This window comes from Vibrio sp. PID23_8, from assembly GCF_003584965.1.
Taxonomy (GTDB): Bacteria; Pseudomonadota; Gammaproteobacteria; order Enterobacterales; family Vibrionaceae; genus Vibrio.
Genome location: NZ_LIXE01000002.1, coordinates 138309 through 163310, shown reverse-complemented (window position 1 = coordinate 163310; position 25002 = coordinate 138309). Strand labels below are relative to the sequence as shown.

Sequence of the window (25002 nt, the reverse complement as noted above, 5' to 3'; positions counted from 1 at the left end):
ATCTTTCTCGTTTTCTTACCACTTTTTTTCGCTCTTTCACGGTGCCTGATCCCATGGCTTATATATTGCAGCCTCCCGGCTGGAAGGGGATGCTCTTGGGCACGTCAGTTATCACAAATCTCTTAGGGTTTCGGTTAGAAACGAAAAACTTGTGACCCGCTATTCGGGCGGTAGATACTCAACGTGAATATGCGAGGAGTAGAGTGGTAAGTGTTTTGAATTCAAAGAGTCTTACGCCAATGCTGCACCTGATCTTCATTAGTCTACTCACATTGCTTGGGATAGATGATTGGTAATGAACAAAATGTAACCAAACCTTCCTTAGCAGCTGTGAACTATAGCAGCGCGAGTGGATATCAGCAATCGGCTTTCACGCAAACGATAGAAAAATCGGCGCTAATTCAATTTTTCAAATTCATAACTGCCTGTTTAATAAGCACTTGGCTGTTGAAAATAACAAAGATGTAAAACAAACCGCCAACTTGGTGGTGGGTTTTAATAATTTAAACAAAAGCTTGGCGCATTTTGGCTCAATTTATGCCAACAAGTATTTCTTTCGTCGCAAGAATAATGTGAAGTCATACAGATTTGCGTTTACAATAGCGCACATGAGCGAAATAAGAACACAAGTCCAGTTTGTCGATATAGACGAAGATATGGCGGGTCAGCGTATTGATAATTTCTTACGCAACCAATTAAAAGATGTCCCAAAAAGCATGATTTATCGAATCGTGCGTAAGGGCGAAGTGCGCGTAAATAAAAAGCGAGTTAAGGCTGAGTATAAACTGAAAGCGGGTGACCTCGTTCGTATTCCACCAGTAACGGTAGAGAAGAAAGAAGACGACGTAGCGCCAAGCACTAAGTTGAATAAAGTCGCTGAGCTTGAAGATATGATCATTTTTGAAGATGATCATATGTTGATTCTTAATAAACCGTCCGGCACAGCGGTGCATGGTGGTAGTGGTTTGAAGTTTGGCGCTATCGAAGCACTACGTGCGTTACGACCACAAGCTCGTTTCCTTGAACTTGTACATCGTATTGACCGAGATACCTCAGGCATTTTATTGGTCGCAAAAAAACGTTCAGCGCTTCGTCATTTGCAAGCACAGTTCCGTGAAAAAACAGTGAAAAAGTTTTACTTCGCATTGGTGATGGGACAGTGGAAGAGCAGCTGTAAAGTGGTTAATGCACCATTACTGAAAAATGAAGTGAACAGCATCGTGCGCGTTAACCCGAATGGTAAGCCTTCTGAAACACGTTTTAAAATTCTGGAAAAGTTTGAGCAAGCGACGTTGATTCAAGCGAGCCCAATTACTGGCCGTACTCACCAAATTCGAGTGCATACTCAATACACCGGCCATCCTATTGCGTGGGATGACCGCTATGGTGACCGACGCTTTGATGCTTACACCGGACAGGTTGGCCTTGACCGTTTGTTTCTCCATGCGGCAAATATAAAGTTCCAACATCCATCAAACGATGAATGGATGGAAATTAATGCGCCGATGGGACCTAAACTAGAAAAAGTGTTAGTGGGTTTGAGAAAAAGCTAATCCAGCACATGAGTTTAAAGGTATCACCAAGGGAGCATAGCGCTCCCTTTTTAATGTTACCAATTCAACTATCCCTTAGACTGACAAAGAGAGGGGGAAGGAATCTTTACCGTAAAGGCTCATTTTGTCTTTACGATATATGCCATAGAACATTACAAAACGTCAAAACCTTGCGTTTGTAACATATCAATCAAGTCGATAAGTGGCAGCCCTACTAAGGTATTCGGGTCTTTGCCTACTAACTTATTAAACAGACAAATACCCATTCCTTCACTCTTAAAACTGCCCGCGCAGTAAAAGGGTTCTTCTCTATCGACGTAGCGTTCAATCTGCTCACGACTCAACACCCTGAAGTGAACTTCAAAAGTATCGAAGCCAACTTCAGTATGGTTTGTTGCGGTGTTGTGCACGGCGAGTCCAGTATAAAAAGTGATGACTTTGCCGCTTTGGGCAAGTAGTTGAGCAATGGCATTGTTACGGTCAAGTGGTTTACCAACAATTTTGCCATCAATGACACACACTTGGTCACTACCTATGACTAAACTAGGCTGCTCTGTATCGCAGGATGTCGCTTTATCGATGGCGAGCCTCTGTACTAAGTCCAACGGACGCTCATCAGGCTGTGGTGTTTCGTCGCAATCTGGCGACACGCAAATAAACGGTGTTGAAAGTTTTTCCAGCAATTGTTTACGAAAAGGGGAAGTTGAGGCTAAAACAAGTTGGTAATTTTTCATTTTGAATTACAATTCACAAAAGCATTTTAGATAGCATAATCGATCAAAATTGATTCTGGCTAATGCTCTGTATGTTAAGCGTAAAAAAGTACAACTTTTTTTCCTTTTTCTTTGACTAATTTTGATTTGGAAGATAATATTCGCGCCCTATGCAAAAGGTAAAATTACCGCGAACGGTTGATCCGGCTAAAGCGGCACAGAAACGACTAGATTTCGATGGCATCATCCAAGCTAGTCTTTTTAAGCGCTTAGCGGAAATGACTGATGGCGTAAAACGCGACGCAGAAGTCTCATTGTCATTTGAGATAGATGAACAGCGACTTGTTGTTATCTCTGGTAAAGCTAACATCGAAGTCGAATTAGAGTGTCAGCGTTGTAACGAGGTATTCACACATCTGTGTGAAGTTGAATTCCTTTACACTCCTTACTACGGTGAGAAGACGGAAGAGGAAGCACCAGAAATTTATGATTTGGTAGATCTAAATGAGTATGGTGAATTAGACCTTATACAACTGGTTGAAGACGAGTTCATCTTAGCATTACCTCAAATTGCGATGCATGATGAAGCGGATTGTAGCGTTGATTCAAATAACATGGTTTTTGGTGAGATTCCTGAAGAAATTGAGGAAAAGAAACCGAATCCATTCGACGTTTTGAAAAGTTTGAAAAAGTAATCAGTGTGGTAATTGATGCTTTCTCATCTTTGAACCCAATAGTATAGGAGTAGGGTCAATGGCCGTACAAAAGAGCAAGAAGTCACGTTCAATGCGTGGTATGCGTCGTTCACACGATGCACTAACTACAGCAGCACTTTCTGTAGATGCAACTTCAGGTGAAACTCACCTACGTCACAACGTAACTGCTGAAGGTTACTACCGTGGCAAAAAGGTTATCAACAAGTAAGGTTGACCTTTGCAAAATATTACCGTTGCACTTGATGCAATGGGCGGGGATTTCGGTCCACGCGTAACAGTGCCTGCCGCCGTGCAGGCACTGTCTCATTTCCCAGAGCTAAAAGTGATTCTTATAGGTGATCAATCTCTGATCACGTCTCAATTATCTCAACTAGGTACCTCAACCAGTTCTCGTTTGAGCATTGTTCATAGTGAGAAAGTGATTTCAAATTCAGAAAAACCTTCTTTAGCGCTGCGTAATAGTCAAAACAGTTCTATGCGTATGGCGCTCGATCTCGTTTCTGAAAGTGAGGCCGATGCTTGCGTGAGTGGTGGTAACACCGGCGCGCTAATGGCGCTGTCACGCTTTATTCTTAAGCTGCTTCCTGGTATTGAACGTCCTGCATTAGTTTCAGCTTTACCTACCATCAGTGGAAAACGTACTTGGATGTTAGATCTTGGGGCGAATGTGTCGTGTGATGCCGACAGCCTTTTCCAATTTGCTGTAATGGGTAGTGCACTAGCAGAAGAACATTTAGGTCGTCCCCCTCGTGTCGCTGTATTGAATATTGGTGCAGAAGAAATCAAAGGGAACGATTTAGTTAAACGCTGTGCAGAAATGCTTTCTCAAACCGACACGATTAACTTTGTTGGTTATATTGAAGGTAATCAAATTTTGCATGATGTTGCCGATGTTATTGTCTGTGATGGCTTTGTCGGCAATGTATGCTTAAAAGCCAGTGAGGGAACAGCGCATCTCTTTATCGAAAAGCTCAAAACGAGCATGATGGCATCAACGATAAAGGGGTGGATTGCTAGAAAGTTGTTTTCTCGGCTATTTAATGAACTAAAAACACTGAACCCCGACCAGTATAACGGCGCAAGTTTGCTAGGATTGCGCGGCATTGTCATAAAAAGCCATGGAAGTGCGGATGTATCTGCGATTGTCAATGCACTTGGCGAGGCAGTACACGAGGTCAAACGACAAGTACCAAGCCGTATTAGCGATCGTTTGGAAGCGGTTTTACTCGAGAGGCATTATTAGTCTTCATGTATAGCAAAATTTTAGGTACTGGCAGCTACCTGCCATCTCAAGTGCGTACGAACGCTGACTTAGAAAAAATGGTAGATACAAGTGATGAGTGGATCGTCGCTCGCACAGGTATTAAAGAGCGTCGAATTGCAGCAGAAGATGAAACTGTTGCGGACATGGCATTCTACGCAGCTGAAAATGCAATCGATATGGCCGGCATCGATAAAAATGATATCGACCTCATTATCGTTGCGACCACAAGCAGTAGCCATACTTTCCCTTCATCTGCGTGTCAGGTGCAGGCAAAGCTTGGTATTAAAGGTTGTCCTGCTTTTGACTTAGCCGCTGCTTGTTCCGGCTTTGTATACGCATTGTCTGTCGCTGACCAACACATTAAAACGGGTATGTGCAAAAACGTACTTGTGATTGGTGCAGACGCATTGTCAAAAACATGTGACCCGACTGACCGTTCAACCATCATTCTATTTGGTGACGCTGCGGGCGCTGTGGTTGTGGGTGCTAGCGAAGAGCCTGGTATCATCTCTACACACGTGTATTCAGATGGTCAATTTGGCGATCTACTGAGTCTTCCGGTGCCACAACGTGGCAAAGATGCCGACCAGTGGCTGCACATGGCGGGCAACGAAGTTTTTAAAGTGGCCGTAACTCAGCTCTCTAAGCTAGTAAAAGATACGCTTGAAGCGAACGATATGCACAAGTCTGAATTAGACTGGTTAGTGCCGCACCAAGCGAACTATCGTATTATTTCAGCGACAGCGAAGAAACTTTCGATGTCACTAGACCAAGTCGTGATTACATTAGATAAACACGGCAACACGTCTGCTGCAACAGTGCCAACTGCACTGGATGAAGCGGTTCGTGATGGTCGTATTAAACGTGGTCAAACCCTGCTTCTTGAAGCGTTTGGCGGGGGATTCACTTGGGGCTCTGCCCTAGTGAAATTCTAAGTTTCATAAGAATTAAAAATTTAAGATGCGCTAAGGTGCATCTTATTTCTTTTTACTTTGCTTAAAGGAAGACAACATGAGCAAGTTTGCTATCGTATTTCCAGGCCAAGGCTCACAAGCTGTAGGTATGCTTGCTGATCTAGGCGAACAATATGACGTAGTAAAACAAACATTTGCAGAAGCATCTGACGCACTAGGTTACGACCTATGGGCGCTTGTTCAAAATGGACCTGCAGAAGATCTAAACCAAACTTTCCGTACTCAACCTGCTTTGCTAGCGTCATCTGTTGCTATCTGGCGTGTATGGCAAGAGCTTGGTCTTGAGCAACCAGCAAACCTAGCGGGTCACAGCCTAGGTGAATACTCAGCACTGGTATGTGCTGGCGTGATTGACTTTAAAGAAGCAATCAAACTGGTTGAACTACGTGGTCAACTTATGCAAGAAGCAGTACCTGCTGGTACAGGTGCAATGTACGCGATCATCGGTCTAGATGATGAAGCGATTGCAAAAGCGTGTGAAGAAGCAGCGCAAGGTGAAGTGGTTTCTCCAGTAAACTTCAACTCGCCTGGTCAAGTTGTTATCGCAGGTAGTAAAGACGCAGTAGAGCGTGCGGGCGCACTATGTAAAGAAGCAGGTGCAAAACGTGCACTTCCTCTTCCTGTTTCAGTGCCTTCACACTGTGCACTAATGAAACCTGCAGCAGTGAAGCTAGCTGTCGCGCTAGAGTCTATCGAATTCAATGCACCACAACTTCCTGTAATCAACAACGTTGATGTGGCGGCGGAAACGGATCCTGCAAAAATAAAAGATGCACTTGTTCGTCAGCTACACAGCCCAGTACGTTGGACTGAAAGCGTACAGCTAATGAGCGAGCAAGGTGTAGAAAACCTACTTGAGTTTGGCCCTGGCAAAGTACTGACAGGTCTAACGAAACGTATCGTGAAGACACTAAGCGCAGCAGCCGTTAATGACGTTGCTTCGCTAGAAGCTGCTAAGTAATTCGTTCACGATAAGAAAAGGAAAACACAACATGATGAATCTAGAAGGTAAGATCGCTCTTGTGACAGGCGCAAGCCGTGGCATTGGTCGTGCGATTGCGGAGCTTCTTGTTGAGCGCGGTGCGACAGTAATCGGTACGGCGACTTCTGAAGGCGGCGCAGCGGCGATCAGCGAATACCTAGGTGAAAATGGCAAAGGTCTAGCACTTAACGTGACGGACGTTGACTCTATCGAAGCAACACTAAAAACCATCAACGATGAATTTGGCGCGATCGATATTCTAGTCAACAACGCCGGTATTACTCGTGACAATCTACTAATGCGTATGAAAGACGATGAGTGGAACGACATCATCAATACGAACCTTACGCCAATCTACCGCATGTCTAAAGCCGTTCTACGTGGCATGATGAAAAAGCGTTCTGGCCGTATCATCAACGTAGGCTCAGTTGTAGGTACTATGGGTAATGCTGGTCAAACGAACTACGCAGCAGCAAAAGCTGGTGTGATCGGTTTTACTAAGTCGATGGCGCGTGAAGTCGCTTCTCGCGGCGTAACGGTTAACACGGTAGCGCCAGGGTTCATCGAAACTGACATGACTAAGGCGCTAAATGACGACCAACGTGCAGCAACGTTGTCGAACGTGCCAGCAGGCCGTCTAGGTGATCCTCGTGAAATTGCTTCTGCAGTTGTGTTCCTAGCTTCACCTGAAGCGGCTTACATTACTGGTGAAACGTTGCATGTAAATGGTGGTATGTATATGGTTTAACGCACAGTTCGTGCAAAATGAGTTATTTTACTTTGTGAAAAATAGCCTATAGTTGCTGTTAACTGTCGTAAACTTGTCATGGTTATGCACAACATTTGTGCATGATATAAGTCAAAAATGTATTGAAATTCGGTTAATTTCGCTAAATTTGTGGTTTGACCAGCAAGGACCCCCTTGCAACTTTCAATAGTTCGAATAAACTACGGAATCATCGCATTAGGCGAAATCTGTAAAGGAAAAAAAAATGAGCAACATCGAAGAACGCGTAAAGAAAATCATTGTTGAACAGCTAGGTGTGGACGAAGCAGAAGTTAAAAATGAAGCTTCTTTTGTTGACGATCTAGGTGCTGATTCTCTAGATACTGTAGAGCTAGTTATGGCTCTAGAAGAGGAATTTGACACTGAGATTCCTGATGAAGAAGCAGAGAAAATCACTACTGTTCAAGCTGCAATCGACTACGTAAACAGCGCTCAGTAATTATCTCTCCCAGGCGGTCTCCTAGACCGCCTGTGTTCTTTCTAACTTCTTCTATCCTCTCATAGAAATATTCAATTCCCGGAGAATTATATCGTGTCCAAGCGTCGTGTAGTTGTCACTGGCATGGGTATGTTGTCACCGGTAGGCAACACAGTAGAATCATCTTGGAAAGCCCTGCTAGAAGGTCAAAGTGGTATTGTTAACATCGAACATTTCGATACGACAAACTTCTCAACTCGTTTTGCAGGTCTTATTAAAGATTTCGATTGCACAGAGTACATGTCTAAAAAAGATGCTCGTAAAATGGATCTCTTTATCCAGTACGGCATCGCCGCGGGTATCCAAGCGTTAGATGACTCTGGCTTACAAATTACCGAAGAAAACGCGGCTCGAGTTGGTGTAGCAATCGGCTCAGGCATTGGCGGTCTAGATCTAATCGAAACAGGCCATACAGCGCTTGTTGAAAAAGGCCCTCGCAAAGTAAGCCCATTTTTTGTGCCTTCGACCATCGTTAATATGGTGGCAGGTAATCTATCTATCATGCGTGGTCTTCGTGGTCCAAATATCGCGATCTCTACAGCATGTACGACAGGTCTTCACAACATCGGCCACGCTGCACGTATGATCGCATACGGTGATGCCGAGGCAATGGTTGCAGGTGGCTCAGAGAAGGCATCTACACCACTGGGTATGGCTGGCTTTGGGGCGGCTAAAGCACTTTCAACTCGTAATGATGAACCTCAAAAAGCATCTCGTCCATGGGACAAAGGCCGTGACGGCTTCGTTCTTGGTGACGGTGCAGGTATGATGGTTCTGGAAGAATACGAGCACGCGAAAGCACGTGGCGCTAAGATTTACGCAGAGCTAGTGGGCTTTGGTATGTCTGGTGACGCTTACCATATGACTTCTCCAAGTGAAGATGGTTCAGGTGGCGCACTAGCGATGGAAGCGGCAATGCGTGATGCGAAGATCACGGGTACACAAGTGGGTTACGTTAACGCTCATGGTACTTCTACTCCTGCCGGTGACGTAGCTGAAATCAAGGGTGTGAAACGTGCTCTTGGTGAAGAAGGCTCAAAACAAGTACTTGTCTCTTCAACGAAATCTATGACAGGTCACCTTTTAGGTGCGGCGGGTTCAGTTGAAGCGATCATCACGGTGATGTCTCTGGTTGACCAAATCGTGCCACCAACGATCAATCTAGATGACCCAGAAGAAGGCCTCGATATTGACCTTGTACCGCACACTGCGCGTAAAGTTGATATGGAATACGCGATCTGTAACTCGTTCGGTTTCGGCGGAACAAACGGCTCACTTGTATTCAAAAAGTTTGCAGAGTAAAACTCTTTAACACAGTTTTAGAGTAGTGAAACTTGTATTCTAACGGCTCGATGCTTAGCATTGAGCCGTTTTGTTTTATTTGTCGATCAGAAATCAAAGGGTATCTGAATGTTCTGGGTAAATGGACTTCCACAAACGCATGTTTCGCTCGGTGATCGCTCGTTTCAATATGGTGATGGCTGTTTTACCACCATCAAGACTAAGCATAGTCAGTTGGAGCACTGGCAAGCACATATTGAGCGTATGGAGGCGTGTCTAAAAACATTGCACATACCTTTTCCTGATTGGAATACGGTTTTTGATTGGGCGATGCTTGCGGTCTTAAAAGACGAGTCGGCAGGAATCAAAATTCACATCAGTCGTGGCACTGGTGGACGTGGATACAGTCCCGTCGGTATAGATGGTCCGGTTGTAACCATTTCGAACTTCGCATTTCCTTCTCATTATACTTTGTGGCAAGAAAATGGCGTGCAGTTAGGCGTTTGCAAAACCCGCCTAGGCATTCAACCGCTCCTAGCTGGCCATAAGCACAACAACCGAATAGAGCAGGTTCTCGCAAAGGCAGAAATTGAAGGTTCTGAATTTGCCGACGCTGTGACGTTAAATGTGCAAAATCATGTCATTGAAACTACAATGGCAAACCTTTTTTGGGTTAATGGTAAACGGGTATACACACCGCGGTTGAGTTTGTCTGGTGTGGCTGGCGTGATGCGCCGTAAGGTATTGGAATTTCTCCAAACTGAAGGTTACCCAGTGCAAGTAGCCGAATTCACACTGACGGATCTGCTTGATGCAGAAGAGGTGTGGATGTGTAACTCACTACTGGGTGTTGCGCCGATTTCCGGTATTTCAACACCAGATAACAAGATTGAATTTCCAATTGGAAAATTGACACGACGACTTCAAGGGAATCTAAATACGTGATTAAAAAATTGTTTGCGTTTGTTGTACTGATTGCCGCTATTAGTGCAGCAGGTGTTTTTTACGTTGTTTCACAAACTAAGCAATACGTTAACTCGCCTATTCTTATTGAGCAGCCGCAGCTGTTTACAGTAGAAAATGGCACTAGCTTTCACCGAGTAATGCGCGACTTGGTGAAAGATAACATTATCGAAGCTTCTGACTACACTCGCTTGATGCCTCATCTTTATCCAGAGCTTCTTCAGGTGAGAGCGGGCACTTATCAACTAGAGCCAAAGCTTTCTCTCTATCAAACGTTAGAACAGCTCAATACGGGTAAAGAACATCAGTTTGCTATCACGTTTGTGGAAGGCAGCCGCTTTTCTGAGTGGGTCGACCAACTCAGCACCGCGCCTTATGTAAAACATGATTTGACAGGTCTGTCTGAAAAAGAGATGGCTGAAAAATTGGGGATTGATCGTGAAAAGCTTGAAGGCTTATTTCTTGCTGAAACCTACCATTACACCGCTGGCACAAGCGAAAGTCAGATCTTAGATCGTGCACATAGCAAGTTAAATAAAATTCTTGATGCACAATGGGAACAGCGTCAAGAAAAACTGCCACTGAAAGACAAATATGAAGCGCTGATTCTGGCTTCTATTATCGAAAAAGAGACCGCGATTGATTCAGAGCGTGAGCGCGTGGCTTCTGTATTTGTAAACCGTCTAAATAAACGTATGCGCCTGCAAACGGACCCGACCGTTATCTACGGCATGGGTGATGCCTACGATGGTAATATTCGTAAGAAAGATTTGCGTACTCCAACGCCATACAACACATACACTATCAATGGATTGCCGCCAACGCCGATTGCCATGGCGGGGGAGGCATCGATTGAAGCTGCTTTACACCCAGAAAACAGTAATTATCTATATTTCGTAGCAAGTGGAAAGGGCGGACATGTGTTTTCGAAGTCCCTTGCAGAGCACAATCGTGCTGTACGTGCCTATTTAAGAGAACTAAGAAAGAACAAATGATGAAAGCAAACTTTATTGTCGTTGAGGGCCTCGAAGGCGCGGGTAAAAGCACGGCGATTAAAACCGTTTTAGACACGCTAAATGCTGCGGGCATCGAAGATATCGTCAATACTCGAGAGCCAGGTGGCACACCGCTAGCCGAAAAAATGCGCGCTTTGGTTAAAGAAGGGCACGAAGGCGAAGACCTGAAAGACATGACAGAGCTGCTTTTACTCTACGCAGCACGTGTTCAATTGGTTGAGAACGTGATCAAGCCAGCGCTAGCAAATGGTCAATGGGTAGTTGGCGACCGTCATGATTTGTCTTCTCAAGCTTATCAAGGTGGTGGTCGCCAAATCGACGAGTCGTTGATGAAAAATCTTCGTGACACCACCTTAGGTGAATTTAAGCCGGCTTTCACGTTATACATGGATCTTGACCCTCGTGTTGGCCTCGAGCGAGCACGTGGTCGCGGTGAACTCGATCGTATTGAAAAGATGGACATTAGCTTCTTTGAGCGAACGCGTGAGCGTTACTTGGAGCTCGCAAATGCAGATGATTCCATTGTAGTGATCAACGCTGAGCAGTCGATTGAAGAAGTGGCGCAAGACATTAAAGCCGCTTTGAACGAATGGCTAGCATCATTGTAAGCAAAACGTGGATTGAGGTAGCTCATGTTAAATGACTTTCCATGGTTACAGCCCGTTTGGGATAACCTCAAAGTAAGCTTGGACTCAGACCGTATTCCTGGGGCGTTGCTGCTGCAGAGTCAGAGAGGGCTAGCAGTAGATAAGCTAGTCGGCTTGTTCAGTCGAGTACTGCTTTGTCAAAATTATAGTAGTGAAGCGTGTGGCTTTTGCCATAGTTGCCAGTTGAGCCAGGCTAATAATCATCCTGATTTACATTGGATCAAACCCGAAAAAGAGGGGAAATCGATTACAGTCGATCAAATTCGAGCATGTAACCGCTTAGCACATGAGTCTTCTCAGCTTAATGGCTACCGAGTGTTCATTATTGAACCTGCTGATGCAATGAATGAGTCAGCCTCTAACGCTCTGCTGAAAACCTTGGAAGAGCCTGGACAAAAGTGTTTGTTTTTGTTGGTTACGCATAACCAAGAACGATTGTTGCCAACGATTCAGAGTCGCTGTCAGCAGTGGGTGGTGACCCCACCTTCTACGGACCAAGCAATGAGCTGGATGAACGAGCAGGGCGCTTCACAAGTACCAGCTTATGCACTTAAGCTGAACATGGGCTCTCCGATTAATACGCTAGATGCTGTTAAGAGCGGTGAGCTTGATGAATACCAAGCGTTTGAGCGTTGCTTTATTGAGACGTTGTCTTCACCGGTCTCCGATGTATATCAGTGTGCATCACTGATGGCTAAGAACCCTAATAAAACGTTAGATTGGGCGTGGTATTTACTCACAGACGCACAAAAAGCCCAGTTTGGCGTCATGGAACCCGATCAGTTACCCGGAGCAACTAAGTTCCAGCCCAATAATTATAATGGACTTTACTTTTCAGCACAGAAACTGCTGGCGTTGAAAGCCCAATTACAGAGCTCGCCTGGTTTAAACCTTGAGCTACTATCAATGAACTGGTTAATTGAGTCACGAGAGGCATTATGTTCGTAGATTCGCACTGTCATTTAGACAAATTGAATTACGATGATCTCCATATTAATGTGGAAGACGTTATTAACAAAGCAAAGCAAGCTAACGTAAAAGAGCTATTGTCTGTAGGAGTGACGTTGGACTCTTTCCCTAAAATGCTGGAAATGATCACGCCATATAACAACGTTTATGCGTCTTGTGGTGTACATCCATTAGATGTAGAAAGCGCGTTCTCTATGGAAACATTACGCCAGCATGCCTCTCACGATAAAGTGGTGGCTATTGGTGAAACGGGTTTGGATTACCATTACAAACCCGATACAGCTTCGCTGCAAAAAACGCGTTTTGAGCAGCAAGTCGAACTTGCGGTAGAGCTCAATAAACCCTTGATCATTCATACTCGCCATGCGCGCGCCGACACGTTAGATATCCTACGTAACGGTGGGGCAGATAAATGTGGTGGTGTGATCCATTGCTTTACTGAAGATTTACCTTTTGCAGAAGCTGCGTTGGATTTGGGCTTCTACATCTCAATTTCCGGTATTGTCACTTTCCGCCAGGCGACAGAACTGAAAGAGGTAGTGAAAGCGCTGCCGTTAGAAAAGTTGTTAATTGAGACAGATTCCCCCTACCTTGCGCCTGTTCCACACCGTGGAAAAGAGAATCAGCCAGCCTATGTCGTCGAAGTCGCTGCTTATATTGCGCAACTAAAAGGGTGTTCACTGGGTGAGGTAGGGCAAAAAACCACCGAAAACTTCCGAAATCTTTTTTTGCGATGAAAAATCAATATGTGTATCAAAAAGGGGCTATTGCCTCTTTTTTGTTTATAAATACATCAAAAGCATTGTTTAGTTTAATGTATACTGAATTTGTTGATTTAGTAGCATTCAAAAACTGCAAATGTAATTTTGTTACTAAAAATAACATCGTGCCTTATTTTCTTCACGCCTTAAAATTAATTATCAACATGAAAAGTGTCTTTAAAAACAGATAATTAGAATTGATATAATCCTTCTTGTTGCTGGTTTTTCATGTGATCCAAGACTTGTTTTGAAATTAAATTTCGTAACTATGTGGAAAGTTTGAGGGTCATCAATATATATTTAGCCTCGAAAAATATAATGCAACGTGTGGTTACATTTTCATGGGTGCTAACATTTAGGCTACGGGGGTGATCCGTTAGTGCCCAAATAAAACTTATAATTTATCAGGAGCATAAACATGTTTAAGAACCTTTTTGCCAACCTGCAAAAAGTTGGTAAAGCTCTGATGCTACCAGTATCAGTGTTACCAGTCGCAGGTATCCTATTAGGTGTTGGTGCTGCCCACCTAAGTTTCATTCCAGACATCGTTTCTAACCTAATGGAACAAGCTGGTGGCTCAGTATTTGGCCAAATGGCACTTCTATTTGCTGTTGGTGTAGCACTAGGCTTCACAAACAACGATGGTGTAGCAGGTCTTGCTGCAATCGTTGGTTACGGCATCATGACAGCAACGCTAGGTGTTATGGCTGGCATCATGGGTGTTGAGAAAATCGATACCGGCGTACTAGGTGGTATCCTTGTCGGTGGTGTTGCTGCTTGGGCATTTAACCGTTTCTTCAAAATCCAACTTCCAGAATACCTTGGCTTCTTCGCGGGTAAACGTGCTGTACCAATCATCACGGGTTTCGCTGCGATTCTTCTAGCGGTTATTCTTTCTGTTGTATGGCCACCAATCGGCGGTGCTATCTCAGCATTCTCTGACTGGGCTGCACACCAGAACCCACAACTAGCGTTCGGTATCTACGGCGTTGTTGAACGTACACTTATCCCATTCGGTCTACACCACGTATGGAACGTACCGTTCTTCTTTGAAGCTGGTACTTGTGTGAACGCTGCTGGCGACACTCAAAACGGCGTACTTACTTGTTACCTAGTTGCAGACGAAGCAACTCGCGCTGCTGGTAATGGCTTCGGTCAGCTAGCAGGTGGTTACATGTTCAAGATGTTTGGTCTACCAGCTGCAGCAATCGCTATTGCGCACTGTGCTAAACCAGAAAACCGCGCGAAAGTAATGGGCATCATGGCGTCAGCGGCTCTGACTTCATTCCTAACGGGTATTACAGAGCCTATCGAATTTTCATTCCTATTCGTTGCTCCTGTACTATACGGTATCCACGCTCTACTAGCGGGTTCTGCATACGTTGTTGCTAACACTCTAGGTTTTGTGCACGGTACTTCATTCTCACACGGTCTGATCGACTTCCTAGTTCTATCTGGTAACTCTCAGAAGATGGGTCTGATGGTTGCTGTTGGTCTAGTTTACGCTGCAATCTACTACGTAGTATTCCGTGCAGTGATTACGGCTCTTGACCTAAAAACTCCTGGTCGTGAAGACGAGTCAGCTGAATCTGTAGAGACTGCTGCTTCAGAAATGGGTGGAGAACTTGTTGCGGCATTCGGTGGTAAAGCAAACATCACTGGTCTAGACGCATGTATCACGCGTCTACGCGTGGCGGTAGCGGATACGGCTGCAGTTGACCAAGACAAACTGAAACAACTTGGGGCTGCTGGTGTTGTTGTTGTAGCAGGTGGTGTTCAGGCTATCTTCGGTACCAAGTCTGACAATCTAAAAACTGAAATGGATGAGTGGATTCGTAGTCACGGCTAATCTCAATCATTGATAAAAAGGAGGCTTCGGCCTCCTTTTTTATACTTACCATTCCTCGATTTCTTTTCTGGTTTCTGTCTCTATGGTGTCACTGCCATAGTGTTGATGTTTGCTGTGATCTTGCTCTCATTCTTACGTGTGTCGCTTTTTTCGTACGCTACTCTTACCTGCTGCTGACACAACAAACCTCCACCATGTTTGAATTATGTACGCTGTTTTTTAAGAGTGATGACGAGTATGAAAAAGCAATTGATGCTAGTGATAGCAATGCTGCCAAGTGTCGTATTAGCGGCAAGTCAATCAAAAGACTTATCAGTAGGAATGGCGGTAGACCAACAACTCAGTGTTGTTGTGGAAATCGATAAGCAGTACCGAGGCATTATTGGCAACGATGGAATGGCATTTGATTACATCGCCAAACGTGGTTCATTTGACCAGAATATGCCAGTCAGTTGGTATGTCGGCGTTGGTGGCTGGTATGAATGGAATGATGAGTTTGGTCTTCGTGTCCCGTTGGGTTTGAACTGGGATCTATCTAAAGGGTGGGATTTGTACGCACAAATTCAACCGGAGCTAGAATTGTATCAAGGCCCAGACCTTCAGATTGGTGGTGCGATTGGTATGAAATACAATTTTTAAGCAACTGGAATTCTGACTCATGAGCCTCGATTTGAAGCAAGGCGTTAACCGTGATTGCAACATGCCGGTAACTTACCGGCACTTATTGTTGTCATTCGCCGTTAATTAAAAACGGAAGCTTAAACCAATATTAGACTGGAGTTGGTTCATCCAATCCGTTTCGAATCTGATGACACAATTTGAACCGTCGGTCGGCAGCACGCACGCTCCTGAAGTATCATTATCGACCACCGTGCCAAGCCAACGAACTTGTGCGGTGAGGGCAACGTTCTGTGAAAACTCATATTCAAGTCCAGAAAATGCACTTGCAGAAAAACCGTATTTATCATCGACCCAATCCGCGTCGATGTAAGCTCCTCCTAGGCCTAAACCAATATAGGCTTGCCATCTTGGGGAGACCGGGTAGTAAATACTGCTTTGAAACTGAAGATAGTGAATATTTGAAGCGTTGTTGACATCTTTCAGCTCTGAAGATTGGTTTGAGTAAAACAGCCCAATTTTACCCAACTCTAACGGTGTTTCGATTGCTAAAGCATAATTAATTGTAGGATCAATGTCATAGTCGCGTTCATTTTCATCTTCAGCTGCGCCACCTACAGTAAAACCGATAAATGGAGTGATAGTCACGTTTGCTTGAGCGCCCATAGAACAGCCTAATAATATACTTCCAACTAGCCAGTTAAGTTTATTATTCATTTCTTATCTCCTTATTACGACTAAGTTAATTGTGATGCCTTCGCCAAAATTGTGCGACTAAATCAGACAAATCTTGAACATACCCCACACCAATGTTATTACTTTGTTAAAGTGAAGGAGGTGTTTATGGAACACGATCTAAAATCAGCGTTACTTATTGTCGTCGTAGTATTCGCCGTTTTATTATCATTTGGCATTATTGCAATCACGACAGCTTAATCCTAAGGCCCTACGGCTATGATGCGTAACAGCGGTATCATCACGAATAGCTATGTCGAGCTCAATGTTGACGTTTACGAGCATTTTCGACGAGGCAAAACTGCCCTAGTCACTCAAGGTGGTGGGCAGAGAGGGATTTTTACCGCTGGTGTTTTAGATGCATTTTTGCTTTCGAATTTTGACCCTTTCGATGAGTTTTATGGCACGTCTGCTGGCGCATTAAACCTATGCTCATACTTATGTCGTCAACATGGTTTGGGTAAAGCCTTTATCACAGAACTTACGACCTCCCCCGAATTTTTTAATCTCATCCGCTACATACGAAATAAGCAATATTTGGGCTTAGAATGGGCACTAGAGCGTATTCAAGATTACCCTTATAAATTAGACGTCGATCTTGGTCGAAAGGCATTACGAGGGCGGGGAGCGTTTGCAGCAGTGACTAATGCACAGACACTCGCTGATCATTATTTACCAATTTTGGGGAATGAGTGGCGAGACACGATGGTCGCTACATGTGCCATACCAAAATTGTATCAAGGCCCAGTTGCGATTGAAGATCAAATGTTTGTCGATGGTGGAGTCTCGGCATCTATCCCTGTTCAGGAAGCTTGGCGTCAAAATGCCCGTAATATTATTGTGATCCGGACCGAGCCATTTTCGGCATCAGAAGCCAAATCACAAAGTGAAATTGGGGATACAGAAGTTGAGTGGTATCGAGAGTCGATAAACTCAGTACAAGAGTCTTGGCAGCAGCGTGTGAACCAGTGGAAAGACGATTGGAGTAACTTTTTTCAACAGAAAATTAATATCGCTCATCACTCCAAACTTTCAGGTAGACAGTTGCTCAACGGAGGGCGATGGCTGTTTGGGGCAGATAACTTGTATCGCTTGAGTCATCTCATTGGCGAGAACTTCGACTCGGGTTTAGCTGATATGCTGATGATACATTATCAGACGTTTGAACTTACCCAGGCTTTTTTATCTACTCCGCCCGATGACACTTTTATTCTACAACTCGCTCCGCAACAGGAACTGCGCTCTTCTTCTTTACTTAGTGATCCTGAAGCGCTTGAGCATGATTACCAACTTGGCTTACAAACAGGTTTAAATCTTATTCAGCTCTATGATCAATTGAACATGGATAGTTAATACTAATCGTTGTAAATAATGGTTCATTCTAGCGGGTTGAAAAGACGCGATAACGGCGTCAAAAAATGATTGGAATAATACTACACGAGCAAAGGGGCTCTGATGCGAGCCCCGGCAAGAATCTTGTTTTATTAACTCGATAACGTATTTAAGCGGAAAGAATACGCAAACAATTGGTTGAGCCGACCACATCCATCACATCTCCTTGAGTGATGATCACGAGGTCTCCTTTATCGAGCAACCCATGCTCTTTTAGTGTGTCAATAGCATCTTGCGCTGCCGTCAACCCAGTTTCCCCTTTTGGATCAAAGAAAACCGGAGTGACCCCACGATATAGAGCTGCACGGTTTAGTGTGGATTCATTTCGAGAGAGTGCAAAAATCGGCAAGCCAGAACTGAGGCGTGACATCATCAATGCTGTTCGCCCTGATTCGGTGAGAGCGATCATGGCTTTAATTCCCTCCATGTGATTGGCGGAATACATGGTTGCCATTGCGATGGTTTCTTCAGCGGAGGCAAAGGTTCGGTCCATACGATAAGTCGATAGGCTCGCTTCCGACATCCTTTCTGCTCCCATACACACTTCAGCCATGGATTTCACGGTTTCAATAGGGTATAGGCCTGCTGCAGTTTCACCAGAGAGCATCACCGCATCGGTACCATCGAGCACGGCGTTTGCCACATCCATGACTTCTGCCCGCGTAGGCATGGGGGCAGTGATCATCGATTCCATCATTTGAGTTGCGGTGATAACAAGGCGGTTTAAGCTGCGCGCACGACAAATCAGTTTTTTCTGTACGGCAACAAGTTCCGGATCGCCAATTTCTACGCCTAAGTCACCGCGTGCTACCATCACAACATCTGACGCGAGGATGATGTCATCGATAGACTCATTATTAGCAACGGTTTCTGCGCGTTCGACTTTGGCAACTAACTTAGCTTCTAGGCCAGCATCGCGTGCTAAACGACGAGCGTAATGCATGTCTTCGCCGTTACGCGGAAAAGAAATTGCTAAATAATCGACTTTAATTTCTGCTGCCGTCAGTATGTCAGCTTTGTCTTTTTCAGTAAGCGCATCAGCGGAGAGCCCGCCCCCTTTTTTGTTGATGCCTTTGTTATTGGAAAGTGGCCCCCCAACGGTGACGCGGGTATGAACCTTATTACCTTTAACGCTAGTAACTTGCAGTTGCACGCGGCCATCGTCAAGAAGCAGGATATCGTTAGGTGTAACATCTTTCGGTAGATCTTTGTAATCAAGGCCAACCGATTCTTGGTTACCTTCACCTTTTAGTAAATCGCTGTCTAATGTGAATTTATCCCCGACGCTAAGCGTGATCTTGCCGTCTTTGAAGGTGGACACTCGGATCTTAGGGCCTTGTAAATCACCCAGTATTGCGACTTGGCGGCCAAGTTTTGCAGCAATAGCACGGACTTTTTGTGCGCGCTGGATGTGGTCTTCACTGGTGCCGTGAGAGAAGTTCATACGAACGACGTTGGCACCAGCTTTGATTATCTCCTCAAGGTTATTGCCTTTATCGGTTGACGGACCGAGTGTGGTGACAATTTTTGTTCTTCTTAATATGGAAGTCATAGATTCTCCGAAGAATGCAGGTGTAGGATAAGAGCACTCAAATTCTATTCTTGCTAAGTATATGCACGGCACATGCAGATAGTTTGTATTTGGGGCAAAGTGCTGAAAAAGACTATGACACAGGCTTTGCTAACTAATTTGAAGAATAAAATAAGTTGTTTTTCAGATAATTTAACAGGAGTAGAATTCTTGTTATTTGATTGAATACACAAACGAACATGTTTATACGTGATGCTTGTCACGGGGATTTATCAATTCACTTCACAATTACTTCGCAAAGTAAAAAAATTACTCCGTTATAGAATTTCGGAGCGAAAAATGTACATGGCTCAACCGGGCCATATTGATCATATCAAACAGGTCAATGCTGGTCGTGTATATAAACTAATTGACCTCAAGGGTCCAATTTCTCGAATTGATTTGTCCAAGCAAAGCGAGCTTGCGCCTGCGAGTATCACCAAGATCACTCGAGAATTGATTGAAGCCCATTTGATTCATGAAACAACCGTACAGGAAGCGACCAGTCGTGGTCGCCCTGCGGTGGGTTTACAGGTCAATAATGAAGGTTGGCAATTTCTGTCGATGCGTTTGGGGCGAGGGTACTTGACCATCGCGTTGCATGAATTGGGGGGCGATGTACTTATCGACACCAAAATCGAAATTCATGAACTCGACCAAGATGATGTATTGGAACGTTTACTTTATGAAATTGATGAGTTCTTCCAAACTTACGCGGATCAACTCGATCGTGTTACCAGTATTGCGATCACTCTACCAGGTCTAGTGAATTCAGAGCAGGGTATTGTGCTGCAAATGCCTCACTACAATGTCGAGAACTTAGCTCTCGGCCCTGAGATCTACAAAGCGACTGGCTTGCCAGTTTTTATTGCCAACGATACGCGTGCTTGGGCATTAGCAGAAAAGCTGTTTGGTCACTCTCAAGATAACGACAACTCAGTACTGATTTCTATTCACCATGGCTTGGGTGCCGGCATCATTCTTGATGGTCGAGTATTACAAGGTCGCCACGGTAACATTGGTGAATTGGGCCATATTCAAATCGACCCAAATGGCAAGCGTTGCCATTGTGGCAATATTGGCTGTTTAGAAACGGTTGCCAGTTCGCAGGCTATAAGAGAAGAAGTTGTCACTCGTATTGCGAATGGCGAAGCGTCAGCTCTTGCTGAACAAGAGGAGATGAGCATCGAGAGCATTTGTGAAGCAGCAGCAAATGGTGATCCACTGGCTGTTGATGTGATTGAAAAACTTGGCCGTTATTTAGGTTCTGCGATTGCGATAGTGATTAACCTGTTTAACCCTGAAAAAATACTGATTGGTGGCGTGATAAATCAGGCTAAAGAAGTGTTATATCCAGCGGTTCGTCGTTGCATTGAAGAACAAAGCTTGCCAGTTTACCACCAAGATCTGCAGTTGGTGGAATCCCGTTTTTACAAGCAAGCCACCATGCCGGGAGCCGCGCTTATCAAGCAGGCTCTGTACGATGGTCAGTTATTGATGAAGGTAATTGAGGGTTAACCTCATTTTCGTTTTCATAAAATGTTTATGAGGGTGAGCGAGATAGTTCGCCCTTTTTTAATTGCTCGGAGGTTGACAAGTTGTCATTCTGAGCGACGTTTCATTGCTATATCAATAGCATTAATGTTAGTTTCATAAGTAGTTAGGGCACACTCATCTTTCAGCCCTTAGTGCTCATATTAAAGTATTACTTTGTTATTTCAACACGGTTTTCTATAACGAGTGAAAGATAGTCTTGCAACGTTAGGTAGTAATATGTCCGGAGTGTTAAATACGGTTGATCAGCGCACAAATTTAGTGGGTGAAAATCGACTTGAGCTTTTGTTGTTCACGTTAAATAGTCGCCAGTTGTTTGCGATTAACGTCTTTAAAGTGAAAGAGGTGATAAAGCTCCCATCGTTGACCAAGCTACCTGGTTCTCACCATAACATTCGAGGTGTTGCTTCATTACGTGGTGAGGCTGTGCCTGTGATTGATTTACGTGGTTCGATCGGTTTCCCACCGCTACGTGGTGAGGCGGAAGAAGAGAACTTAATCATCACGGAATATAATCGTTCGGTACAAGGCTTTTTGGTTGGTTCTGTACGAAATATCATCAATACAGCGTGGACAGAGATTCAACCGCCGCCATTGACTTCTGGTCGTTCTAATTATTTAACAGCAATCACGCAAGTGAAAGACAGCGATACTTCTCAAATTGTAGAAATCATTGATGTAGAAAAGGTGCTAGCAGAAATCGTTCACTACGATGTGATTATCTCTGATGGCATTGTAGACCAAGAACTTGCCCATGCGTTGGTTGGCCGTAATGTTCTGATCGTCGATGATTCTTCTACTGCACGTAATCAGGTGCGAGATACTTTGTCTCAGCTTGGATTGAACATCATCGAATGTCGTGATGGTTTAGAAGCTCTGACTTTGCTTAATCGTTGGTGTGATGAAGGCAAAGACATTGAGAAAGAACTGTTGATGATGATAACAGACGCGGAAATGCCAGAAATGGACGGTTATAGGCTGACGCATGAAGTTCGTTCTGATCCCCGTATGTCGCAGTTGTTTATTACGCTAAATACGTCATTAAGCGGTAGCTTTAATGACGCCATGGTGCAAAAGGTTGGGTGTGACCGTTTTATCTCGAAATTCCAACCTGACCTTTTGGTCCAAGTAGCACAAGAGCGGATGCGTCAAATCGTATAAACGAATATTTCTTATCTTGTGACTAAGTTACCCATAAGTACTGGTGTTGTATGTATTGCAATTCGCTCTGCTTTTTTACCTATTTCCAACAATGAAATAGGTAGGTATATCACGTCACTTTTCACTTATGAGTCTATCTTGACTTATCAATATAGGGTATTTCCGTTTAATGATATGGCTAAAATCTAAACTTATCATGACTTTGCTTTTGTTACTGTATAGGAAATACTCAGCAAGGTTGTGTGTGCAATCAATAAGCTTACCAGCAATCACGTGTGTGACTTCTCCCTCATGCATCTAAGATGCCCTTGACCATCAGTACTTTTGAAGTGAGATAAGCTTGCTTTTGAGCGCGTGCTGTTGCTCTCCATACAACCACATTGATGCTGCCAGTATCGTCTTATAGTGTGAAAAATGTAACGCTCATGGTGCGCTCTAGTACGCGTTTTACTTCCTCTGATGGGGAGTTGACTGGCTCATCACCATTACGTTTTTTAAGAAAAGGGTGCACTTGCAAGTCTCGGCACAACGGCGCAGCATTCCCTAAGTTTATATTTTGCTAAATGCTTTGCTGCTCGGCAACCACGCCATTAGGAGGGAAGTCGCCACCAAGGAGTGAGTCCAGTTCAGGAAAGCCGGCGCTGCTTAGGAACTGATTGTTGTCCGCTTTGGGTAAATTTGCTTGCCAAACAAGAGGTTGGTTTTTTAAGTGTTGGATGATGTCTCGCATAAATAAATGCCTGTATGTGCAGTATGTTTATGTAATAGAAAGGCGGAAGATTTTTGTGGCGAATAAAACGGAAAAAAGGCAGCGTTTGCTGCCTTTATAATCGATTTAGTGAGGTTGCGTGAGTCTGTTACTTACTTTGGTTGAGCATCGATACATTGGCCGTTCACGTCCGTGACCGCTGGATCCATCAAGTGAAGGTAAAGCGGCATGATATCCAATGGCGTTTTTAGTGTGTTCGCATCTTCACCTGGGTACGCTTTTTCACGCATACGAGTACGAGTTGCACCAGGGTTAATGGCATTAACGCGCATTGGTGTATCGCTAAGTTCGTCTGCCAATACTTGCATCATGCCTTCTACCGCAAATTTAGAAATCGCATATGGTCCCCAGAAAGCGCGGCCAGAGTGACCCACCGTTGAAGAGGTAAAGATGATACGACCCGCCTCTGATTTACGCATGATAGGCAGTAGTGTCTGGGTCATCAGAACTTCGGCTTTTACGTTGATCTGCATGATGTCGTCGAAATCTTCTTCATTGATTTGCTCAAACGGACACAGCGTGCTGAGTACGCCAGCGTTGTGCAGTAGGCCATCTAAACGACCAAACTGACCTTCAATGGTTTCGGCCATATCGATGTAGTGTTGCTTGGTTGCACCTTTTAGATCGAGAGGGATAATAGCTGGTTGTGGGTAGCCTGCTGATTCAATCTGATCATAGATAGACTCAAGGTTGTTAACGTTTCTGCCAAGTAGAATGACCGTTGCACCGTGTTCGGCGTATGAAAGAGCGGCTTGGCGGCCAATGCCATTGCCTGCGCCAGTAACAAGAATGACTTTACCTTTTAAGGCATCTGCTGAAACGGAGTAGTTCACAGTGTTTAATCCTTATTATTGTATATAGTTCCGATATATAGGTGCTGTACCCAAGTTATTCACGTTGAGATTAGCATCTTGAGGTGACTTGGGTATTAATGCGCCCGTTTCTCGATGGAAAATCTTGGTAATCGTGACAAGATGGTTACAATACACCAATTCATGTGTTATACCAATTCCAGAACGGTTGTCCGGAATGTTATGCGAACCCTATCAATCAGAACAAGAGGTTACACATTTCCCTACCTTTTTATTGATTTTTCTACGTAACATATCGATGCCTATTACTGGTATGAGATAAAGGAGCTCTCATTGGAATTTTTATTAGATTACGGTCTGTTTTTGGCTAAGATTGTCACTGTAGTTGCAGCGGTCATTGTGCTGTTAGTTATTGCTAAATCAGCGGGTGGTAAATCCGGTGCAGCGAAAGGTGAGTTGGAGGTAACGAATCTTTCAGAACGTCACAAAGACGCGATAGAACAGCTAGAGCATCATCTACATGATGAAGCATTCATCAAGGCACGTGACAAAGCGGTAAAAAAAGAAGAAAAAGAAAAGAACAAAGCTCGCGAGAAAGAAATCAAACAAGCGAACAAAGAAGGAGCGCTAGATAGTAAACGCGAACCGCACCTGTTTGTTCTTGATTTCAACGGCAGCATCGATGCAAAAGAAGTGGCATCACTGCGTGAAGAGATCACGGCAGTATTAGCGGTGGCTCGCGAAGGCGATGAAGTATTGCTTCGCCTAGAGTCAGGCGGCGGCATGGTTCATGGCTACGGTTTGGCATCTTCTCAACTTGACCGCATTAAAGCTGCGGGTCTACCACTGACCATTTCTGTCGACAAAGTGGCGGCAAGCGGCGGCTACATGATGGCGTGTGTGGCAGATAAGATTGTGTCTGCGCCATTTGCGATTGTGGGTTCTATCGGCGTTATCGCACAGATCCCTAACTTCAACAAACTGCTGAAAAAGCATGATATTGAGTACGAGCAGTTAACGGCAGGCGAGTACAAACGCACATTGACGATGTTTGGTGAGAACACCGACAAAGCGCGTGATAAATTTAAGCAAGAGTTGGAAGAGACCCATGTCTTGTTCAAAGACTTTATTCGTGAGCGCCGTCCTGAGCTAGAACTTGATAAAGTCGCGACCGGTGAGCACTGGTTTGGTACGCAGGCGAAAGAATTAGGTCTCGTGGACGAAATCAGCACATCTGACGATCTCGTGGTTGCGGCATGCAAAGAGAAGACCGTTCTGTCTATTCACTACGTACAGAAGAAGAAGCTAGCAGACAAGTTGGCGGGTGTTGCCGGTAAAGTGGCTGACAGTGTGGTACTGAAGTTGGCTGAGCGCGGACAAAAGCCGATAGTTTAATCGTTTGGAGTGCATTTAAGTTTTAAAACGGCGAGGGTGAAAA

General features: G+C 44.4%; 25 protein-coding genes and 2 pseudogenes. 21 read left to right on the top strand and 6 right to left on the bottom strand.

The features are described 5' to 3' along the window. Positions 1-608 precede the first annotated feature (608 nt). Positions 609-1553 (top strand): 23S rRNA pseudouridine(955/2504/2580) synthase RluC, encoded by a 945-nt coding sequence (gene rluC, locus AK966_RS04620; RefSeq protein ID WP_119463751.1) that lies wholly within the window; start codon positions 609-611, stop codon positions 1551-1553. 152 nt (positions 1554-1705) lie between these two features. On the opposite strand, the gene AK966_RS04615 is transcribed toward rluC, so the two are convergent. Then, positions 1706-2287 (bottom strand): nucleoside triphosphate pyrophosphatase, encoded by a 582-nt coding sequence (locus AK966_RS04615; protein WP_099079530.1) that lies wholly within the window; start codon positions 2285-2287, stop codon positions 1706-1708. A gap of 149 nt (positions 2288-2436) precedes the next feature. On the opposite strand from AK966_RS04615, the gene yceD reads away from it, so the two are divergent. The 15 genes from yceD (at position 2437) to AK966_RS04535 (ending at position 15592) form a co-directional block, all read left to right on the top strand. Beyond that, complete coding sequence (gene yceD / locus AK966_RS04610; RefSeq protein ID WP_099079531.1) at positions 2437-2961, top strand: 23S rRNA accumulation protein YceD; 525 nt, start codon at positions 2437-2439, stop codon at positions 2959-2961. A gap of 58 nt (positions 2962-3019) precedes the next feature. Beyond that, a complete protein-coding gene (gene rpmF, locus AK966_RS04605; RefSeq protein ID WP_004414666.1) occupies positions 3020-3190 on the top strand; it encodes a 50S ribosomal protein L32 in 171 nt (56 codons plus the stop codon). A 9-nt stretch (positions 3191-3199) separates the two neighbouring features. Next, positions 3200-4225 carry a phosphate acyltransferase PlsX gene (gene plsX / locus AK966_RS04600; RefSeq protein WP_099079532.1) on the top strand — a complete coding sequence of 342 codons (1026 nt, stop codon included), beginning with the start codon at positions 3200-3202 and terminating at the stop codon, positions 4223-4225. Positions 4226-4230: 5 nt separating this feature from the next. Further along, complete coding sequence (locus AK966_RS04595; protein ID WP_099079533.1) at positions 4231-5181, top strand: beta-ketoacyl-ACP synthase III; 951 nt, start codon at positions 4231-4233, stop codon at positions 5179-5181. 76 nt (positions 5182-5257) lie between these two features. Next, positions 5258-6181, top strand: a complete 924-nt coding sequence (gene fabD / locus AK966_RS04590; protein ID WP_119463625.1) for an ACP S-malonyltransferase — start codon at positions 5258-5260, stop codon at positions 6179-6181. A 34-nt stretch (positions 6182-6215) separates the two neighbouring features. Next, positions 6216-6950 carry a 3-oxoacyl-ACP reductase FabG gene (gene fabG, locus AK966_RS04585; protein WP_172438126.1) on the top strand — a complete coding sequence of 245 codons (735 nt, stop codon included), beginning with the start codon at positions 6216-6218 and terminating at the stop codon, positions 6948-6950. Between the two features lie 244 nt (positions 6951-7194). Further along, entirely contained in the window at positions 7195-7428 is a 234-nt protein-coding gene (gene acpP, locus AK966_RS04580) for an acyl carrier protein (RefSeq protein WP_004406112.1), read from the top strand. A gap of 93 nt (positions 7429-7521) precedes the next feature. Then, positions 7522-8769: a beta-ketoacyl-ACP synthase II gene (gene fabF / locus AK966_RS04575; RefSeq protein ID WP_119463624.1), complete on the top strand. Its 1248-nt coding sequence runs from the start codon at positions 7522-7524 to the stop codon at positions 8767-8769. 108 nt (positions 8770-8877) lie between these two features. Next, the gene (gene pabC / locus AK966_RS04570) at positions 8878-9693 is read left to right on the top strand and encodes an aminodeoxychorismate lyase (protein ID WP_119463623.1); all 816 of its coding nucleotides are present in this window, start codon (positions 8878-8880) and stop codon (positions 9691-9693) included. Next, a complete protein-coding gene (gene mltG / locus AK966_RS04565) occupies positions 9690-10706 on the top strand; it encodes an endolytic transglycosylase MltG (protein ID WP_119463622.1) in 1017 nt (338 codons plus the stop codon). Before pabC ends, mltG begins: the two co-directional genes overlap by 4 nt. Further along, positions 10703-11335: a dTMP kinase gene (gene tmk, locus AK966_RS04560; protein ID WP_099079539.1), complete on the top strand. Its 633-nt coding sequence runs from the start codon at positions 10703-10705 to the stop codon at positions 11333-11335. Before mltG ends, tmk begins: the two co-directional genes overlap by 4 nt. 24 nt (positions 11336-11359) lie before the next feature. Further along, positions 11360-12322: a DNA polymerase III subunit delta' gene (locus AK966_RS04555; RefSeq protein WP_119463621.1), complete on the top strand. Its 963-nt coding sequence runs from the start codon at positions 11360-11362 to the stop codon at positions 12320-12322. After that, on the top strand, positions 12313-13080 hold the full coding sequence (locus tag AK966_RS04550) for a TatD family hydrolase (RefSeq protein WP_099079541.1): 768 nt from the start codon (positions 12313-12315) through the stop codon (positions 13078-13080). Before AK966_RS04555 ends, AK966_RS04550 begins: the two co-directional genes overlap by 10 nt. Before the next feature lie 442 nt (positions 13081-13522). Continuing rightward, positions 13523-14953 carry a PTS glucose transporter subunit IIBC gene (ptsG, locus tag AK966_RS04540; protein ID WP_119463619.1) on the top strand — a complete coding sequence of 477 codons (1431 nt, stop codon included), beginning with the start codon at positions 13523-13525 and terminating at the stop codon, positions 14951-14953. 237 nt (positions 14954-15190) lie between these two features. Next, on the top strand, positions 15191-15592 hold the full coding sequence (locus AK966_RS04535) for a hypothetical protein (RefSeq protein ID WP_099079544.1): 402 nt from the start codon (positions 15191-15193) through the stop codon (positions 15590-15592). A gap of 105 nt (positions 15593-15697) precedes the next feature. Here AK966_RS04535 and AK966_RS04530 read toward each other — a convergent pair whose 3' ends face one another. Beyond that, the gene (locus AK966_RS04530) at positions 15698-16288 is read right to left on the bottom strand and encodes an outer membrane beta-barrel protein (RefSeq protein WP_099079545.1); all 591 of its coding nucleotides are present in this window, start codon (positions 16286-16288) and stop codon (positions 15698-15700) included. Between the two features lie 126 nt (positions 16289-16414). On the opposite strand from AK966_RS04530, the gene AK966_RS04525 reads away from it, so the two are divergent. Both AK966_RS04525 and AK966_RS04520 read left to right on the top strand, forming a co-directional pair. Beyond that, a complete protein-coding gene (locus tag AK966_RS04525; protein WP_099079546.1) occupies positions 16415-16507 on the top strand; it encodes a YnhF family membrane protein in 93 nt (30 codons plus the stop codon). 18 nt (positions 16508-16525) lie between these two features. Next, complete coding sequence (locus tag AK966_RS04520) at positions 16526-17659, top strand: patatin family protein (protein WP_099079547.1); 1134 nt, start codon at positions 16526-16528, stop codon at positions 17657-17659. Positions 17660-17807: 148 nt separating this feature from the next. Here AK966_RS04520 and pyk read toward each other — a convergent pair whose 3' ends face one another. Continuing rightward, positions 17808-19250 (bottom strand): pyruvate kinase, encoded by a 1443-nt coding sequence (pyk, locus tag AK966_RS04515; RefSeq protein WP_119463618.1) that lies wholly within the window; start codon positions 19248-19250, stop codon positions 17808-17810. A 318-nt stretch (positions 19251-19568) separates the two neighbouring features. On the opposite strand from pyk, the gene AK966_RS04510 reads away from it, so the two are divergent. Together AK966_RS04510 and AK966_RS04505 are read left to right on the top strand one after the other, a co-directional pair. After that, on the top strand, positions 19569-20786 hold the full coding sequence (locus AK966_RS04510) for an ROK family protein (RefSeq protein ID WP_099079549.1): 1218 nt from the start codon (positions 19569-19571) through the stop codon (positions 20784-20786). 255 nt (positions 20787-21041) lie between these two features. After that, on the top strand, positions 21042-21983 hold the full coding sequence (locus AK966_RS04505; protein WP_119463617.1) for a chemotaxis protein CheV: 942 nt from the start codon (positions 21042-21044) through the stop codon (positions 21981-21983). Between the two features lie 231 nt (positions 21984-22214). On the opposite strand, the pseudogene AK966_RS20065 reads toward AK966_RS04505, so the two are convergent. The 3 genes and pseudogenes from AK966_RS20065 to AK966_RS04490 all read right to left on the bottom strand — a co-directional run. Further along, positions 22215-22404, bottom strand: a pseudogene (locus tag AK966_RS20065) (OB-fold nucleic acid binding domain-containing protein); the annotation flags it as partial. 141 nt (positions 22405-22545) lie between these two features. Next, positions 22546-22713, bottom strand: a pseudogene (locus AK966_RS04495) (recombinase RecA); the annotation flags it as partial. A gap of 131 nt (positions 22714-22844) precedes the next feature. Then, entirely contained in the window at positions 22845-23585 is a 741-nt protein-coding gene (locus tag AK966_RS04490; RefSeq protein WP_099079551.1) for a YciK family oxidoreductase, read from the bottom strand. Positions 23586-23897: 312 nt separating this feature from the next. Here AK966_RS04490 and sohB point away from each other — a divergent pair, with 312 nt between their 5' ends. Further along, positions 23898-24959 (top strand): protease SohB, encoded by a 1062-nt coding sequence (gene sohB / locus AK966_RS04485; protein ID WP_099079552.1) that lies wholly within the window; start codon positions 23898-23900, stop codon positions 24957-24959. The last annotated feature ends 43 nt before the right edge of the window (positions 24960-25002 follow it).

Bases quoted from the DNA above. Each gene is read 5' to 3' on its own strand.
- pabC (WP_119463623.1), top strand. From the start codon at position 8,878: ATGTTCTGGGTAAATGGACTTCCACAAACGCATGTTTCGCTCGGTGAT.
- AK966_RS04535 (WP_099079544.1), top strand. From the start codon at position 15,191: ATGAAAAAGCAATTGATGCTAGTGATAGCAATGCTGCCAAGTGTCGTA.
- AK966_RS04530 (WP_099079545.1), bottom strand. From the start codon at position 16,288: ATGAATAATAAACTTAACTGGCTAGTTGGAAGTATATTATTAGGCTGT.
- AK966_RS04550 (WP_099079541.1), top strand. From the start codon at position 12,313: ATGTTCGTAGATTCGCACTGTCATTTAGACAAATTGAATTACGATGAT.
- AK966_RS04505 (WP_119463617.1), top strand. From the start codon at position 21,042: ATGTCCGGAGTGTTAAATACGGTTGATCAGCGCACAAATTTAGTGGGT.
- fabG (WP_172438126.1), top strand. From the start codon at position 6,216: ATGAATCTAGAAGGTAAGATCGCTCTTGTGACAGGCGCAAGCCGTGGC.
- AK966_RS04520 (WP_099079547.1), top strand. From the start codon at position 16,526: ATGATGCGTAACAGCGGTATCATCACGAATAGCTATGTCGAGCTCAAT.
- fabD (WP_119463625.1), top strand. From the start codon at position 5,258: ATGAGCAAGTTTGCTATCGTATTTCCAGGCCAAGGCTCACAAGCTGTA.
- tmk (WP_099079539.1), top strand. From the start codon at position 10,703: ATGATGAAAGCAAACTTTATTGTCGTTGAGGGCCTCGAAGGCGCGGGT.
- rluC (WP_119463751.1), top strand. From the start codon at position 609: ATGAGCGAAATAAGAACACAAGTCCAGTTTGTCGATATAGACGAAGAT.
- AK966_RS04595 (WP_099079533.1), top strand. From the start codon at position 4,231: ATGTATAGCAAAATTTTAGGTACTGGCAGCTACCTGCCATCTCAAGTG.
- pyk (WP_119463618.1), bottom strand. From the start codon at position 19,250: ATGACTTCCATATTAAGAAGAACAAAAATTGTCACCACACTCGGTCCG.
- rpmF (WP_004414666.1), top strand. From the start codon at position 3,020: ATGGCCGTACAAAAGAGCAAGAAGTCACGTTCAATGCGTGGTATGCGT.
- AK966_RS04510 (WP_099079549.1), top strand. From the start codon at position 19,569: ATGTACATGGCTCAACCGGGCCATATTGATCATATCAAACAGGTCAAT.
- ptsG (WP_119463619.1), top strand. From the start codon at position 13,523: ATGTTTAAGAACCTTTTTGCCAACCTGCAAAAAGTTGGTAAAGCTCTG.
- AK966_RS04555 (WP_119463621.1), top strand. From the start codon at position 11,360: ATGTTAAATGACTTTCCATGGTTACAGCCCGTTTGGGATAACCTCAAA.
- AK966_RS04525 (WP_099079546.1), top strand. From the start codon at position 16,415: ATGGAACACGATCTAAAATCAGCGTTACTTATTGTCGTCGTAGTATTC.
- acpP (WP_004406112.1), top strand. From the start codon at position 7,195: ATGAGCAACATCGAAGAACGCGTAAAGAAAATCATTGTTGAACAGCTA.
- yceD (WP_099079531.1), top strand. From the start codon at position 2,437: ATGCAAAAGGTAAAATTACCGCGAACGGTTGATCCGGCTAAAGCGGCA.
- AK966_RS04615 (WP_099079530.1), bottom strand. From the start codon at position 2,287: ATGAAAAATTACCAACTTGTTTTAGCCTCAACTTCCCCTTTTCGTAAA.